Source organism: Haloarcula quadrata, from assembly GCF_003634715.1.
GTDB classification, from domain to species: Archaea; Halobacteriota; Halobacteria; order Halobacteriales; family Haloarculaceae; genus Haloarcula; species Haloarcula marismortui.
On the sequence record NZ_RBWW01000001.1, the window covers coordinates 86,741 to 103,083 of the forward strand.

A 16,343-nucleotide genomic window follows, 5' to 3' on the forward strand; every position below is an offset into this window, starting at 1 on the left:
TCCAGAGACAGACTTAGCAGTTGAACTACTCGGAGAGGCTGAAAAAAGCGGCAGAAAAGAGTGTAAGGGCCATAGAAACTGTAGTTATCGGCCGATACTGGAACTGGGAGCCTTGATAACAAGTTCCCCGTCGCTTCGGACAGTGACCGAGTGACCGGCATATTCAAACGAGATACTGACAGGTGTCGAGCGACCTGATGAGTCAACGAGCGAATCGAGCGCCTCAGGGTCGATAGTCTCGTACAGCGGTGCGAAGTCAGTCTGTTCTCGGCCGGTCATGGCGGAGATGTACTCAGTCACTGCCGCGCTCGGCCGCGTCTCGCTCCAGTCGAACTGTTTTCTGGTCACATTCATCGGTGTTGAGGTGTCGCTGTCCCTACTCCGCCTGTTGCTTTTACTCATATGGTTCGTCTATCTATAGCAAAGTAGCAAACAGTAATATAGTCTTCCCAGCATTATCAAACTGTGAAAACACCAACTTGTGGCAGCGAACGCTCCTAAATCGACACGTAGTCCCGTCCTTCGCCGGTTTTCGCCTGAGCTACAGATCGGCCACGTCTTCGATTGCGTCGGTTAGCTCTTTGATACTCTCAACGGTGTGTTCGCCCATGTGTCCGATGCGGAAACTCTCCTCGCTGATATCGCCGTAGCCGCTGGAGAACACCATGTCGTACTCCTCGGAGACGGCTTCGACCGTCTCGGCAACGTTGATGTCCTGCGTGTTCTCGATGCAGGTCACCGTCTGGGACTCGTAGCCTTCCTCGGGATAGAGGTCGAAGTGCTCGCGGGCCCACTCGCGCGTGTACTCGGCCATCTCCTGATGGCGCTGGTCACGGGCGTCGTGGGTCTCATCAAGCATATGCTTCATCTGCTTGCGGTAGGCAAGCATGAGCGGAGTCGCCGGCGTGGAGTGGGTCTGGCCCTTCCGGTCGTAGTAGTCCAGACAGCGCTGGAAGCCGCCGTACCACGACGCCGACTCTTTCTCCAGTTCGCGCTCGTAGGCAGCGTCGCTGACGGCACAGACGGCCAGCCCGGGCGGCATGGCGAAGGCCTTCTGCGTGGACGTAAAGATGGCGTCAATGCCGTGGTCTTCAATGTCGATCTGGTCGCCGCCGAGGCAGGAAATGGCGTCGACGATGAAGTAGGTGTCCGGGTACTCTGCGACCACGTCGCCGATTTCCTCAATGGGGTTCCGGACGCCGGTCGAGGTCTCGTTCATCACGGCCCCGACGGCGTCATAGTCGCCGGATTCCAGCGCGTCGCGGATATCGTCGGGTTTGACCGCCGTGCCCCAGTCGTATTCGATGCGGTCGACGTCCTTGCCGAGGCGTTCGGCGACGTTGGCCTGCCGCTCGCTGAACGCGCCGGAGGTCGGCACGAGCATGCTGTCCTCGACCAGATTGAGCGTCGTCGACTCCCAGAACTCCGTCCCAGACGCCGTGAGCACGATAACGTCGTTTTCGGTGCCGAGGAACTCCTTCGTGTCCTCAACGATGGTGGTGTAGAGGTCCGTCATCCGGTCCATCCGGTGGCCGAACATCGGCTCGGCCATCGCCTCGATAACGTCCTCGCGCACCTCTGTCGGCCCCGGGAGATACAGCGTCTTGTCCTGATAATCGTCTTTGTATTCGCGTTTTTCGGTCACAGAACCACCTGTAGTAGGTACACTCTCGAATCGGGGGGGCATGGTAGTTTTGATACCGGGCGAAGCGAACCGGCGTGCGGCCTGAGAAGAGCGGACCGCTCACGAGGAAAAGACACAGATGGCGGTTGTACCTTCCACGAAGTATTTATCAGTTGAATAACCACATTCGACCATGGGCCACCACACCCCGCTCACAGATGTCCAGCGAGCGGCCGTCGCCGAGAGAGCGGTCGAGTAAGTCGCCGACACGCTGGTCGAGATGCACGCCGACTCGCAACTGAGCCAGCGCAACCCGCTCAGCGACGACGATACCAGCGGATACCGTACATGACCAGCCCGGCATAAATCGCCGGACCAACCAGAACCGTCGCACTGGTCGCTACCATGCCGCTGAACAGATATCCGAGGAACACGTCGATAAACACCAGCAGGAAGGGCGCGAGCGCGAGTGCCTTCCCGCCGGTTCTGAGCGCCGCGTCGAACGTCGACTGTGTCGCGGCGATTGCTCCAACGCCGGCGACGACGAGGAGATACAGCGCAGCGCCCGGCGGCGAGACGAGTGGGAGGGTGAACAGGGCGATACCGGCGAGGACGACGCCGACGATTGTCGGCCCGTTGTCGCTCCGGGTGAGCGCGTTCTGGATACCGTCGAGGTCACCGGCGTTGAGCGCCGCTTCGAGGTCCGACGTGGTCTGACTGCCGCCGGCATCGAGAACTGTCGTCCCGGTTCCGGCGTCGACCGGGCTATCGAAGTCCCGACCACAGTGCATACACCACGTCGCGGTCGCACTGACTTTCTCCGAGCAGTGAGGGCAGCGGGGATCGGCGGTCATACTGTCATGTTCGAGGGCGCACAGTTAGCGGTTACGGGGGGAGAATATACACGTGTCCGCGGTAAACGGGATGTATGGATTGGGTCGCACGGGCCGAGAGCCTCCTGTACGACGGCGAGGTGATCGAAGCGGACGTTCGGCTGGACCGTGGTGGCGTCGTCGTGACAAGCCACCGCGTCCTCGTGTTCACGCCCGACCGTGAGGGGTCGAACTATCGGCAGGTCGACCGCCCCAACGTCGAGGGCGTCGACGTTACCACGAGCGGCGACTGGTCGTTCCTCGAACTCGGCGTGAAGGCGCTGGTCGTCGGTATTGTGCTGGTAGCCGCCGGGATGACCGTAAGCCTCGATAGCCTCGTCGGCAACGTCTCACTGGACAGCGGCGGGGCCGCGAGCGCCGTCGGCATCGGCGGAATGTTGGGAATGCTCCAGACGATGCTGACGTTGATGGCCCAGTTAGACGACCTGATGCGCCTGTTCGGCGGCCTCGCGCTGGCCTTTGCCGCCGTCGTCCTCGGCGTCTACCTCTGGAGCCGCAACCGCCTGCTTGTCGTGCGTGTCGCCGGTGGCGACGATGTCGAGCTGACTGCACCAGACGACGAGAGCGTCGTCGACCGGATCGAAGCTGCCATCGTTCCGGAGGCTCCGCCTGCTGATGCCGGAAGTGCGCCCCAGTCAGCGCCAGACGACCCGCTCCCGTGACGTTCAACCCCGCCGAGTACCAACCCTGCGCTAATGGACGCCGACGAGGTTCGAGAGCGCGCGCGGTCGTTGCCACGAGAGCCCGGCGTGTACCTGTTCGAACAGGGCCGGGACGACACACGTCGGGTCCTCTACGTCGGGAAGGCCGTCGACCTGCGCGACCGCGTGCGCTCCTACGCCGACCCTCGCAGCGAACGCATCGCCAAGATGGTCGAACGGGCCGAAACCATCGACTTCGCCGTCACCGACACCGAAACACAGGCGCTGTTGCTCGAAGCGAACCTCATCAAGCGACACCGGCCGCCGTACAACGTCCGGCTGAAAGACGACAAATCCTACCCGCTGGTCCAGCTAACTGACCATCCAGTCCCCCGAATCGAAGTGACGCGCGACCCCGCGGACGGCGCGACCGTCTACGGGCCGTTCACCGACAAAGGACGGGTGGAAACAGTGGTGAAGGCCCTGCGGGAAGCGTACGGCCTGCGGGGCTGTTCCGACCACAAGTACAGCAACCGGGACCGGCCCTGTCTCGACTACGAAATGGGCATCTGTACCGCGCCCTGTACCGGCGAAATCGGCGAAGCCGACTACGCTGAGGACGCCGAAGCGGTCACGCGGTACTTCGAGGGTGAAACCGGTGTTCTGGCGGACCCGTTGCGCCGCGAGATGGAGGCCGCTGCACAGAACCAAGAGTTCGAGCGCGCCGCAAACCTCCGGGACAAGCTCGGGGCCGTCGAGGCGCTCCACGGAGAGGGAGATACCGCCGTCAGCGACTCCGGGGGGTATCAGACAACAGACGTGCTTGGGGCTGCCATCGAGGGCGAGCGCGCCATCGTCGCCCGGCTCCACGCCGAGGGCGGCAAGCTCGTCGAACGGGACCGGCATACACTCGAAGCACCGGATGGTGAAGGGACCGCCGGCGTGTACCGGGCGTTTATCCCGCAGTACTACGCCGAGCGAGAGCTCCCCGACCGGATTCTCTGTGCCGAAGCCCCTGCCGACCCGGACATCGAAGCGTGGCTTGAGAGCGAGGGCGTCACGCTCGGCGTGCCCGGGGCCGGTCGGGAGGCGACGTTGGTCGACCTCGCGCTGAAGAATGCCCGCCAGCGCGGTGGGACCGACGACGAGAGCGGTCGTCTGGCCGATGCACTGGGTATCGACCGACCGAGCCGTATCGAGGGCTTCGATGTGAGCCACGCCCAAGGACGGTCGGCTGTTGGCTCGAACGTTACGTTCGTCGACGAAACGCCAGAGAAGAGTGATTATCGGCGGAAGAAGCTCACCGAGCAAAACGACGACTACGCGAATATGCGGGAACTCCTCCGCTGGCGGGCTACGCGTGCCGTCGAAGGGCGGGACGACCGACCTGATCCGGATCTGCTACTCATCGACGGCGGCGACGGCCAGCTCGGGGCAGCCCGCGACGCACTCGCCGAGACCGGCTGGGACGTGCCGGCCATCGCGCTCGCGAAGGACGAGGAGCTGGTCATCACACCCGACCGCGTGTACGACTGGAACGATGACGCCCCGCAACTCCACTTGCTCCAGCGGGTGCGTGACGAAGCCCATCGCTTTGCCGTCCAGTACCACCAGACACTACGTGACGAGGTGTCGACGACGCTTGACGACGTGCCCGGCATCGGCCCCGAAACGCGGAAACGACTGCTCCGACGCTTCGGTAGCGTGGACAGCGTCAGAGCGGCCTCCGACGAAGAGCTGACGGCTATCGACGGTATCGGCGAGCAAACCGCGGAGACGATTCGGACTCGGCTACAGTGACGACCTCCGAAGATAGGGGTATGATGCACAGGTCCGCGGGGACAACTCGCCCCGTTGAGTATTCTCGCGCACCCCTGCTCACGAGTGAAATGCCGACTTCTCTCAAAACTGCGAGAAGAATCTATTCGGTGCGGCGGTAGGTGACGGTGCCGTTCTCGTGCTTCTTCCGCGCGACCTCGCCCTCGTCAACGAGGTACTCCAGGCGATTCCGCACCGTGCCGCGCGCTGGCCCGTACTCGTCCTCGAACTCGGCGACGAGATCCGCCACTACGTAGGGCTCGTTTTCGGCCATCCGGCCAAGAACCTCCTCGGGTAGTGGCGGGTCTCGCGGTCGGGGCACGTCTCCTGATGCAGTTTCGCTCATCTTAGTTTTGACCATGTGGCCAGAAACTCATAGTTCTTGGCCGTGTGGACAAGAACTAAGTTGTTGGCCATGTGGATAACAACACGGAGGATTCCGGTACCAAATGAGCAAAAACGTAACTGGCGGCCTCAACGACGACGCTCCGCTCGAACCGATGCACGTCGGTGTCGAGGGGCTCGACGTTGATGTCCACCGGGGCGCACACGACTTCCCCGACATCACCGCCCAGATACCCGATACAGACGGACTGCAACAGTTCGGCGTCCGCTTCGAAGACGCCGTCAAGCACATGTCCGTCCACAAGTACGAATCCGAGGCCTCGATGGTCCGAGAGTACGTCGCCAACATGGCGGCGACGTGCCTGGAGGCCCGAGAGAAACTCGGGGAGGACTACTCCCCGGTCATCCACATCGCGTACTACCCGTCCTCGAAGACGCTCATCATGGAAGACAACGGGATGGGGATGAGCAGCGAGGAGATCGAGTCGGTCGGCATCCAGCTGGGCGTCAGCACCAACCGATACAACAGCGACCGCGGCGGAAAGTACGGAATCGGCCTGCTCTCCGGCCTGAAGGGCGTCGGCCTCGACGGCGCGTTCTTCATGCACTCGCGCTCCCGACGCACCGACGAGTACGTCCGCGGCCTCTGGAGCGCGTACGGCTTCAAAGACGTCGAACAACTGCCTGATAAGCTCGAAGACGGGCAGTACGGGACGCGCTTCGAGTTCCCGCTCAAGGAACCCGAAGTAGACATCCGGAGCGCCATCGCGGAAGTCGCGCAGTGGTCCCGCATCCCGGTGCTCTACACCGAACGCAACAGCGACGGGTCGCTGATCGCGGACGACGAGTACGGCGGTCGGAGTGACACGCCATTTCAGGACCGATACAGCGATTCAGACGGCGACATCGTCATCGAGACTGATGCGTTCCGAGCCGTCCACTCTCCGAACGCGTCCGGACAGGCGGTGCTCCTCGACGTCCCCATCGAGCGGAACTTCGATGGCGACGCACTCAACGAGGGGGCGCGGGACCTCAAGTACGAGCTGCCGTACGGCGCGCGCTTCGATGCCGTGTTCAAGTCCGAAGACCAGGAGATCGTCGCCGGGCCACACGAGGGACTGACGCGAGTCGGCGATGGCGAGTACGCCGAGATGCCCGAGGACCGCCGCGAGGGCTACATCCCGGCGAGTGACTGCGCTCCCAGCGACATCTGGACGCCGTCGCCAGCGGGCGACCGGGACCGCTTCGAGGAGAACCCGGACTTCTGGCGGTGGTTGGCCAAGCAGTTCCTCGACCGCTTCGACGAGAAGCTCGAACGTGTCATCACAGACGCGGTTGCGACCGACCAGATCCTCGCTCTCCCACGCGAGGACATCGACTTCATCGTCCGGTGGATGGATCACGAGACGTTCGATGACGACTGGCAGGCTCGCAAACTCAAGTCGAATCTCGAAGACCACGGTCTCGAAGACGTAGACGACGAGACGCTGGGCGATTTCGCCCAGATGAGCAACACCGTCGAGCACTGTAAGCGCGGTCGTGACCCGTGGAGCAGCGCCTCACGAGCCAAGACGCGAATCTACGAGGTGTTGCTCTCCACGCCGGAGGACGCCGAGGTCTGGATGGCGCAGCACCCCTCGGAGAAGAAGGCACAGGCCGTCTGGGACGACCACGACGGCCACACTGTCGTCCGCGTTCAGAAGCAGGTTCAGGACCGGTACGAGGAGCTGTTCAACTGGCGGCGGCTGAACTACGTCGGGCGCGATACGCTCGACGAGTTCGACGTCAGCGAGGAGACCCGCGAACGGTTCGAACGGAACTACAACTACGAGAACCCGAACGCCGGTGCAGACGCTCCGGAGCGCGTCATCACGCTCCACTACGCGCGAAACACCGACGACAACGACCGTGGCTACAAGGACACCACGGAGAAGGAGAGCGCGCGCTACCTTCGCGCCTATCTCGAAGCGCGCGAAGCCGGCTACACGCCCGACCGGGGACTCCTCAACGGCGCAATCAACCGCCTCATCCTGTTCCCGTCGAACTGCGACGAGACCATGTCGGACTACCTCGGTGTCCTCGGCCACGGCGGCGTCCGGCTCGCCAACTGCGCCGTGAAGTCCTGGGACTACCTCAAAGACCTCGACCGCGTCTACCGCATCGAGGACTACCTTGAGGAAGCCCACCAGTTGACCGTTCCCACGTCTGCTGGCGAGATGACGCTCCCCGAGGCCAGAGAGGCTGGCGACTCCGTCGTCGTCCATCTGCTCGGTGACGACGCGCTTCGCGGGCTCAGGGACACGCCTGAGATGTCGGAGGCTGCCGCGTGGTTCGAGGAAGAGCGCGGGACGTCGTGGCGGTCGTCAGACCCTGAAGAACTCGGGGACATCGTGTACATCCCCGTCGGCCAAGACACGCTAGAGGAACTGCTTCCCGAGCTCCGACACGACGACGTGTGGCTGGCAACCCACGAGTACAACTACCCGCTTCCAGAGTCCAGCCGCCTCACCAGCGCTGACCGTGATACCGAGGTGTACGCCTACGCGAACCTCCACAACTGGCGCGACACGACCGAGTACGAAATCCTCAGCGAGCACCGGAAAGGTCTCCAGGGCGGTATGCTCGGCGTCATCGACGGGTTCGCTGAGCTTCACGACGCCGGTGTCACGGTCCCGAGCCAGCGAGAGAGTGTCGAAGGGGAGACCTACACCACGATGCTGGAGGTGCTACAGGAGTGACCTTCGACGAAGGTCTCCCGGAGGACGCCGAAATCATCGGCGAGTTCGGGAACAGCTACCTGATTGATGACGGCGAGACGACGCGGTCAATCGCCCGGACGCCGGCCTACGAGCTGGCGTACGTCCACGGCCACGCGGACCTCGTGTTCGGCGACACCGAGACGCCGCCCACGATCTTCGACGTGCCGCCGGAGGTGCGCGTCGAGCCCACCCGGAGCGACCGCGTGTTCACGCTCCAGGTCGATGATGGGAGGCCCGTGCAGAACCCGCCGTCCGAGACGGACCGGGTGCTGAAGGGCGTCCTTGAGATTGTCCGGAACGGAACTGCCGACACACTTGCTCACCTGTATGACGACCTCTGCGAGCGGCAGGTGGACAAGGAACTCCTCACCCGAGTTCAGCGGCAGTACTCGCCAGTCCCGCCGGCGAGCATCCAAATCACCGATGACGGGTGGGTCATCGAGGACATGTTCCTGCTGACGTGGCTGGGGACAGTGTACCTCGTGACCCGGAACTTCGATGACCCGACGTACCGGATCGGCGGCGGCATCAGCCGCACCGACGAGGACGTCGAGTTCATCGGCCTGACTCCCCGAGGTGACCCTGATCCGTTCGAACTCCCCGGTGATGACGAGTCGCTGGATGAGCGCGAGATGCTGTTCCTCTGGAAGGCGTACTGGCTGGCGACGTACCGGGAGCGCCACGATGACGACCTGTTCTGGGACCTCATCGAGCGCCACGTCCAGGAGACCCGCGCACAGCCACAAAACCACCGCTAACACCCGACCATGTCCGCAGAACAACTCGAACGACCTGAGGCAGAGCTCGAAACCGAACCCGCGACGACCATCGAAGAAGACGTCGGCGCACAGCTGGCTGACGCCGTCCGCGATGGGGCAGAGGAACTCCACATGAGCGAGTTCACGGAACCGTCCGCGCAGGCGGCGCACGGTCACTCGCCCGACAAGGGCGAGGGCAGTCACGACCTCCGCGGCGCGTTCAACGTCAGTGAGGACTTCATCCGCGAGAACTTCAAGGGCGGCGTCGTGCCGAACGGTCACGAAGCTGTCCACACCCTGCTCGCAGGGAAGCAGTCGTTCATCGCGGCTGACGAGGACATCTTCACCGATACGCACGACACCGACCAGGCGCGCTGGAAGGAGATCCGCGAGACGGCCGACCGCGCCCCGATTCCGCCGGGACGCCGGTCGGTCCTCGAAGCCAGCTACGCATAATCCTGGGCGACCAGGAACCTGATTTTTCTGGAGGTTTATATACGAGGGCGAAGTAATGACCGGGTAGTGACAACACGCCCGGCGCAGACCCCGACAGGGTCACGGTGGACGCGCCTCGGACCGCCGAGGCGTCTTGACAGCGCCGGCTACGCATCCACACCCAAAGACTACGAAGTAGAGGGCCTCTTCGCCACGAACAACGGCGACCTTGTCGAAGCACACGCCTTCGACATGACCTTCCGGGAGATGGTCGATGGTGCACTCAAGACCTACCCCCGCGAACAACAGGTCAGGTACGACCGCTCGGTCTCCCTGGAGGACCTCGTCGCCGAGATCCCCGCGCAGTACCTCCGCTTCTACGACACCTACGACCACGAACAGGGCGACCCGAAGCCCTGGGACGCCGTCTTCCGAGCACACGTCCTCCGCTGCGTGAAGGGCTGGAAGAACTCGACCGCCCTCCACACGTACCTCAAAGCGAAGCCGTTCCTCACGAGCGAGCTGGGCTTCGAGGACATCCCCGACCAGTCCACGCTGTGGCGGGCGTGGGAGGACCGCCTCGCCGACGTCCAGGACGCCGTTCGGACGGCCGCCGAGGTCGTCGTGGACATCGCCCGCTACCACGACCTCGCCGCCCCGGACCCCGAGTTCCTCCCCGACCAACCGACGGGCACGGTCACGCGGTCGAAGAGCAAGGACACGCTCGCCCGCGAGAAAGCGCGCGAGGTCTGGAAGGGCGCGAAGCCAATCGTCGAGGACTGCTTCCACCTCGACCGCGCACACAACGCGTCTATCCCCGAGGGCGCGTTCTGGGAGCAACAGTCCTACCTCGGGATGCGCACCGATATGCACCCGAACGACGGCGCGCAGTCGTTCGCCGAAGACACCACCCGCGACCGGACGCCGTCCGGGGACTCTCACCGCCTCCAAACCACCGACCTCGGCGTCGGCCGCATCCGGACGATGCTCCGGGAGACCAGCCGCACGCTCGTTGCTCGCGCGAAATCGAAGGACAGGATGGGGCGCAAGCAGATGGCGGCCATCGACATCACGAAAGGCCAGCCGTGGAGCGGGCACGTCGAACGCGACGACAGCGGCCAGAGTCAAGAAGACTGGATTCTCGGATACAAGGGCCACGATGGCCCGTTCTTCCAGTGGGCGGTCATCAAGCTCGTCGGCCACGACGTCCCGCTCATCCTCGACGCCATCCCGGTGCAGCGCGGCCAGAAACGCGAGGACCTCGTGGACGACCTCTTGGAGGGCGCGACCGACATCGTGCCCGGCCTCGACCTCGTGATGATGGACCGCGAGTTCGACCCGGACGGCATCAAAGACGCCTGCGAAGACCACGACGTCCACTACCTGAACCCCGCGACGGTGCGTTCCAGTAGCGACCACGAGCACCAGATCGCCAAGCTCGCCAACTCCGAGAAGGACTTCGACGTCGTCGAGCAGGAACGCCTAGACGACGGGCCGACGCGGAAGGCGGTCTACCTCCCGAAGCGCGAGTGGGAGCGCGAAGACGAGGACGACGATGGGACGGACGTGACGATTCGTCAGGAGCTCCTGGAGGAGTTCGAGGACGTCGGCGACGCCACGCCGCTATCCGAGGACCGCGGCGGTGATTCGCCGCTGAGCAGCCTTCTGGATGACGTGGCGGACGAGGAGGAGATCGAGGAGCCGACGCGTGTGGACGCGCCGACGGTGCCGTTCGAGACGAACCTGCCGTGGGTGGACGTCGATCCCGAGGACGAGCGGGAGATGAAGCACCAGATCGGGCGGCTGATGTCGAAGTACAAGCGGCGGTGGGGTATCGAGAACGGGTTCAAGAAGGTGAAGAAGTTCCTCGCGGAGACGAAGACGCCCGACCACCGGTTCCGGTACTTCAACTTCGCGTTTGCCTGCGTGTTGTACAACTGCTGGCGGCTCGTGGACGTACTCGTCCAGCTGGAACTGAACGACGAGGTCGAAGACGACCCGTCTGTGTCGGCGAACTCGTTCCTGACGCTCGCCAAGAAGAACTACGGCCTTGACCCGCCGGACTAACCCCCTCGTTTCTCCTGGGCTCGCCTCGGCCGTGAGCGGCAGCGCTGTCCTGAGCGCGGTTTCTCCGGCGGTTTTCTGAACGCTATCCGATAGGTTTCTCAGGAGCGCGTTTCGAGAGCCACGCAGACGCTTCTTTCAACCTTCTTAGTCGTGAAACCTGTGCATCATAGAGGTATCTTCGCAACATCAGTACAGTGATTTCGTATAGCAGATAATAGTTTATCACTGCCCAGCGCACAAATCCGCTATTCTGGGGTATAGGCGCCGAAGAAAGCCGCTACGCTACGACTTCAGCGGTCGGATGACGTTACGGTTCGACAACCGAGTTGCGGAGCGTCCCGACGCCGTCGTAAGTTATCTCAATTGTGTCATCGGGCGCAACCGTTCCTGGATTGGCCGGACTGCCGAACGCAACGACATCGCCGGGCCGGAACGTGAACCGCTTCGAGAGGTATGCGACCACCTCATGAGGTCCGAACAGCATCTCGCTGGTGTTGGCAGACTGCCGGCGCTCGTCGTTGATGTCGGTGTACATATCGATATCGGTGGGGTCGACAGCAGTCTCGATCCACGGCCCCAGCGGCCCGGACCCATCGAAGGCCTTTCGGGCGGTTCGGCCCTGCTGGTCCAGCGCATCAACGTCGTTCAGTATCGTGTATCCCCTGACCGCGTCGGAAACGTCAGCCGGGTCGATATCGTGACACCGTTCGCCGATGACCGCAGCGAGCTCACCGGCGTAGGTCAGCTCGTCAGTAAACGGCGGGTAGGGGATGTTCTGCTCGTGGGCGAGTAGCGCTGTCGGAGGCTTGATGAAGAAGTCCGGCTCCTCTGGGCGGTCGTAATCCATCTGGTCATTGGTAGCGGCGTAGTTCCGGCCGACGCAGTACAGCGCAGTCGGTTCACACGGCGGGAGCAGTCGTCCATCGCGGCCGACCACGTACTGGCCATCGTCAGCGTGGACGACGCCGTCAACGTATTCGCCGGTGACTGGCCCATCCTCGGTCAGAAGTCGTGCGATTCGCATACTGGATTGTCTGTGTGGCGGTGAAAAAGGCGTGTCGGCTACCGTGCGCCGCTCAACAGCCACCACCGGTTTCAAGTCCTGAAGCACTGTTCTATCGCCGTTCCGGCCGAGTATCGACCCGCGTGCTGTAGCCGGAGTAAATCTAATGTCGCTATATCAAATAGCCCGAGGACTACGGAACTGCCATCAGCATCCAACAACGGAACAGCGGTGACGCCACCGAAGCGATTTTTTCACGCAGCGACCTATTGCCGAACATGGCTGTGACCCGACGGCTACTCATGGCCGTCGTCGGCCTGTTTTCGCTGCTGGTCTATTTTACGGCGGCATACGTCGGGTATCTGCTACTGCTGCCAGTGTGGGACAGCCGCCCGTCGCCGCTAATGGCCGCTCTAGTCGTTCTCGGGACAGCGATTGCACTCGGTGTCGTGAACTACTGGGCCGCAACGGCACAGCTCAAGCGATCCCTCAATGCGGTCGAACTCCCGCGGGCGCGTGCACCAGAGGCCTACCATCGTCTCGATGCGCTTGTCGATCAGATGAACGTCGAGACGCCGACGTTGCTACTGGCGGAGCTGCCAGTCCCAAACGCGTTCGCCATCGGTGGCGGCACTGGCACTATCGTCGTCGACAGGCGGCTGTTCCGGCTGTTGTCCGCAGCGGAATTCGAGGGACTTCTGGCACACGAACTCGCGCATCTAGAAACCCGTGACGCACTGGTCCAGACTGTCGCGTACAGTTTCGTCCAGACGCTTGTCGGACTCATCGGCCTCGCGTTGTTCCCCATCGTGGTGCTAACCGGTGGCATCGCCCGTTCGCTCGCATTGCTGCGTGGCGACCCATCGTCGTGGTCGCGCTCCTGGCTTGGTCGGGCACAGCGGTACTCGCTACAGGTCGTTGCCGGTCTCGGCTTCGCCGTGACGCTACTGCTACTCGGCTACTCGAGGCGTCGTGAGTTGGCTGCCGACGACCGCGCAGTCGAGATAACGGGGAATCCCGTTGGGCTTGCCCGAGCCCTTGCAGAGATCGAGCAAGCATCGACGCCGGACCCCGGTCTCTTGCGACAGGTATACGTTCACAGTGAAGCGGATAACGAGCTTTCGCGCCTCCTGTCGACGCATCCACCGATAGACGAGCGAATGCAGCGGCTACAGGACAGAGCGCAGTATGGTAATTTCACGAAATCAAGCGAGCGGCCGAGCAGCCGTCGGTAGCTGCGTCGCTGAGCGGCGGCCGGGAGCGACATGGTATATTCAAACCAGCCATTTTATGGCCATATATGTGCATTCAGAGAGCATATAGGATAAATATAGTTGAGAAAGCGATTGTTTTCACGGCAGGTGCTGCTCGCAGCATGTCGGTTTTGGCGGCCTGTATGGCCGACAAGAGTCTCGTTCGGTGCGCAAGATAGGTCCGCAGACTGTGGACTTATCGCGGCGCTGGACCGAAGATGAGCCTGTGTCGCCGGATAGTGTTGCTTCCGAAGAGAGTCCGGTCGTGAGAGAGACTCTATATACGCATTGAGAGCGACATAGTTGTCCTAGAAACCGCTATGTTCGGCACGGATCATACGCTCACATATGCAAGCGAGCATCCCGGAGCGAGCGACCGAGGCGGCAAAGAGCCACGCATACGGATGTCCACTGTGTAACTGTGGTGCGGACAGTGAAGACGATATTTACTGCCGTCTGCTGGTTTCACACCGGAAGAGCGCAGTTGTTGGCGCGCTGCTCGAAAGAGTGGGCAACGAGTAGGCCCGTGTTTAATCCCGGGAACGGCGATGGTGTCGCCGAGTAGTGCCAAATGGCAAATTATAGGAATGGTAACTCAGATTTTACTATCATATTTGTCTTCTTGATATTATATTTTCGAGATCGAAGTCGAGTGCTCAATAGTGTCGGTAGATGAGGTTTTTGACCGATTTCGGGCGAACTAGGTGGGCTACAGCGCGTTGACTATGATTCGCTGGTCGGTGTGTTTTACTCGATAAACTTAATATCGCTATATTAAATCACGGGGGATTTCCTCACCAGCGACGACCGCTCCAGCAGTACGACTGTAAACAGCAGACCGATAACACACATACACATGTTATACTATGGGATAGATTTATATACCAAAAGCAGTCAGGTAACCGATCAATCATAGTGTCACGATAACAGAATTCGATCGTCACGGGAAACACAGTAAGGCCGAGAGAACAGTATCTCCGCGTCACAGACATCGCAAAGCAGTCACGAACGATGAGACAGATCTGCCAACACACAGATTCTGTGTTGTTTGCTGTTTTGACAGCGGTAGCTATTTTACAGAGGTTCGATTGCGAGTCCGTTATAACTCAGCTATCAGATCTGAATTGGACCGGCGACGCTGGTTACACTGGCGACGGTGCGTGTTATTCAGCATTGCCGCCGTGACACACCGACATCAGCCGGTCGTTCCATACCGTCAAACGACGCGGCACAGCGAAGCATGGGAAACGCGTAAGTATTGGGAATGAGATGAATTAAACGTATGACGCAGACATATGAGAACTATATCGACGGTGAGTGGACCGGTAGCGGAGAGACACAGGAGGTCACAAACCCAGCAGACGAGACTGACGTCGTCAGCACGGTTCCGGTGGCTTCGGCGGCGGACGCGGACGAAGCGGTTGCAGCCGCGGCAGCAGCGACAGACGAATGGGGCGAAATGCCCGGTCCGGAGCGCGGTGCAATCCTGCGTGAGACCGGTGAAATCCTGAAATCTCGGAAAGACGAGCTTGCAGAGACGCTGACCCGCGAAGAGGGGAAGCCGCTCGGCGAAGCCGAGGGCGAGGTACAGCGTGCGATTGATATCTTCTATTACTACGCGGAGAAGGCCCGTGACTTCGGAGGCACCGTCAAACAGCCCAGCGGCGGCCGTGCCGGGCTGCAGACGAAAAAAGAGCCGATGGGCGTTGCGGCGCTCATCACGCCGTGGAACTACCCCATCGCGATTCCAGCCTGGAAGATCGCACCGGCACTTGCGGTCGGCAACACTGTCGTCATCAAGCCCGCGATGCAGGCACCGACCGTCGGCGCGATGATCGTCAAGGCGCTGGACGAGGCCGGGATTCCGGACGGCGCTATCAATCTGGTCTGTGGCCCCGGGAGCGAGGTCGGCGAGCAGCTGACCACCCACGACGATGTCGACGTGGTGTCGTTCACGGGCAGTGCTTCGGTCGGCGAGCACGTCTACGAACAGGCGACGAGCAACGGAAAGCGCGCACAGGCGGAGATGGGCGGGAAGAACCCGACCGTCGTCATGCCGAGCGCCGATGTGGACAAAGCGGCTGACATCGTCGGAGCCGGCGCCTTCGGCGGGACGGGCCAGGCCTGTACAGCGACCTCCCGGGCTATCGTCCATGAGGACGTGTACGACGAGTTCCTCGACGCCATTGTCGACTACGCCGAGTCCCTCGAAATCGGGGACGGGCTTGACCGGGCCGGCATGGGTCCCCACGTCAGCGAAGACGAGCTCGCGGGGAGCCTAGAGTACATCGATGTCGCACAGTCGGAGGGAGCGACCCTCGAAACGGGCGGCGAGGAACTCACCAGTGGGGAGTACGACGGCGGGAACTTCATCTCGCCGGCCGTCTTCTCCGACGTTGAGCCGGATATGCGCATCGCACAAGAAGAGGTGTTCGGGCCGGTGCTCGCCGTCATGTCCGTCTCCGACTTCGATGAGGGTGTCGAGGTTGCAAACGACATCGACTACGGCCTCTCGGCCAGCATCGTAACCGACCGAATCAAGGAGGAAAACGAATTCATCGAGCGGTCCGAGTCCGGCGTGGTCAAAGTCAACGAGAAGACGACCGGACTGGAACTGCACGTTCCCTTCGGCGGCCTCAAGCGCTCCTCGACGAACACCTACCGCGAGCAGGGTGACGCCGGTCTGGAGTTCTTCAGCTACATCAAGACGGTGTACCGCAACAGCTAATCGAGGCGGCCACCGCCGC

14 protein-coding genes are annotated in these 16,343 nt (G+C 62.0%); 9 read left to right on the forward strand and 5 right to left on the reverse strand.

Going from position 1 to position 16,343, the window contains the following annotated elements; translation table 11 throughout:
• Positions 1-84: 84 nt before the first annotated feature.
• From BDK61_RS00495 to BDK61_RS00505, 3 genes are all read right to left on the reverse strand, one after another.
• Complete coding sequence (locus tag BDK61_RS00495) at positions 85-354, reverse strand: HalOD1 output domain-containing protein (RefSeq protein WP_004964826.1); 270 nt, start codon at positions 352-354, stop codon at positions 85-87.
• 187 nt (positions 355-541) lie between these two features.
• Positions 542-1,645: a pyridoxal-phosphate-dependent aminotransferase family protein gene (locus tag BDK61_RS00500; RefSeq protein ID WP_004964829.1), complete on the reverse strand. Its 1,104-nt coding sequence runs from the start codon at positions 1,643-1,645 to the stop codon at positions 542-544.
• A gap of 296 nt (positions 1,646-1,941) precedes the next feature.
• Positions 1,942-2,415 carry a hypothetical protein gene (locus BDK61_RS00505; RefSeq protein WP_004964832.1) on the reverse strand — a complete coding sequence of 158 codons (474 nt, stop codon included), beginning with the start codon at positions 2,413-2,415 and terminating at the stop codon, positions 1,942-1,944.
• A 137-nt stretch (positions 2,416-2,552) separates the two neighbouring features.
• On the opposite strand from BDK61_RS00505, the gene BDK61_RS00510 reads away from it, so the two are divergent.
• Together BDK61_RS00510 and BDK61_RS00515 are read left to right on the forward strand one after the other, a co-directional pair.
• Positions 2,553-3,179, forward strand: coding sequence for a hypothetical protein (locus BDK61_RS00510; protein ID WP_121302010.1), 627 nt, complete (start codon positions 2,553-2,555; stop codon positions 3,177-3,179).
• A 33-nt stretch (positions 3,180-3,212) separates the two neighbouring features.
• A complete protein-coding gene (locus tag BDK61_RS00515; RefSeq protein WP_121302011.1) occupies positions 3,213-4,958 on the forward strand; it encodes an excinuclease ABC subunit C in 1,746 nt (581 codons plus the stop codon).
• Between the two features lie 121 nt (positions 4,959-5,079).
• On the opposite strand, the gene BDK61_RS00520 is transcribed toward BDK61_RS00515, so the two are convergent.
• Entirely contained in the window at positions 5,080-5,322 is a 243-nt protein-coding gene (locus BDK61_RS00520) for a hypothetical protein (protein ID WP_121302012.1), read from the reverse strand.
• A gap of 103 nt (positions 5,323-5,425) precedes the next feature.
• Here BDK61_RS00520 and BDK61_RS00525 point away from each other — a divergent pair, with 103 nt between their 5' ends.
• The 4 genes from BDK61_RS00525 (at position 5,426) to BDK61_RS00540 (ending at position 11,340) form a co-directional block, all read left to right on the forward strand.
• Entirely contained in the window at positions 5,426-8,059 is a 2,634-nt protein-coding gene (locus BDK61_RS00525; protein ID WP_121302013.1) for an ATP-binding protein, read from the forward strand.
• Entirely contained in the window at positions 8,056-8,838 is a 783-nt protein-coding gene (locus BDK61_RS00530; RefSeq protein ID WP_121302014.1) for a hypothetical protein, read from the forward strand. The genes BDK61_RS00525 and BDK61_RS00530 overlap by 4 nt, the downstream gene beginning before the upstream one ends.
• A gap of 9 nt (positions 8,839-8,847) precedes the next feature.
• Positions 8,848-9,294, forward strand: a complete 447-nt coding sequence (locus tag BDK61_RS00535; RefSeq protein WP_121302015.1) for a hypothetical protein — start codon at positions 8,848-8,850, stop codon at positions 9,292-9,294.
• Between the two features lie 231 nt (positions 9,295-9,525).
• A complete protein-coding gene (locus BDK61_RS00540) occupies positions 9,526-11,340 on the forward strand; it encodes a transposase (RefSeq protein ID WP_121303871.1) in 1,815 nt (604 codons plus the stop codon).
• Positions 11,341-11,647: 307 nt separating this feature from the next.
• Here BDK61_RS00540 and BDK61_RS00545 read toward each other — a convergent pair whose 3' ends face one another.
• Positions 11,648-12,364, reverse strand: a complete 717-nt coding sequence (locus BDK61_RS00545; protein WP_011224581.1) for a fumarylacetoacetate hydrolase family protein — start codon at positions 12,362-12,364, stop codon at positions 11,648-11,650.
• A 257-nt stretch (positions 12,365-12,621) separates the two neighbouring features.
• Between BDK61_RS00545 and BDK61_RS00550 the strand changes: the two genes are divergently transcribed.
• From BDK61_RS00550 to xacF, 3 genes are all read left to right on the forward strand, one after another.
• Complete coding sequence (locus tag BDK61_RS00550; protein ID WP_121302016.1) at positions 12,622-13,578, forward strand: M48 family metallopeptidase; 957 nt, start codon at positions 12,622-12,624, stop codon at positions 13,576-13,578.
• 366 nt (positions 13,579-13,944) lie between these two features.
• A complete protein-coding gene (locus tag BDK61_RS23185) occupies positions 13,945-14,118 on the forward strand; it encodes a hypothetical protein (protein WP_167467349.1) in 174 nt (57 codons plus the stop codon).
• A gap of 760 nt (positions 14,119-14,878) precedes the next feature.
• On the forward strand, positions 14,879-16,324 hold the full coding sequence (xacF, locus tag BDK61_RS00555; protein ID WP_121302017.1) for a 2,5-dioxovalerate dehydrogenase: 1,446 nt from the start codon (positions 14,879-14,881) through the stop codon (positions 16,322-16,324).
• Positions 16,325-16,343: the final 19 nt, after the last annotated feature.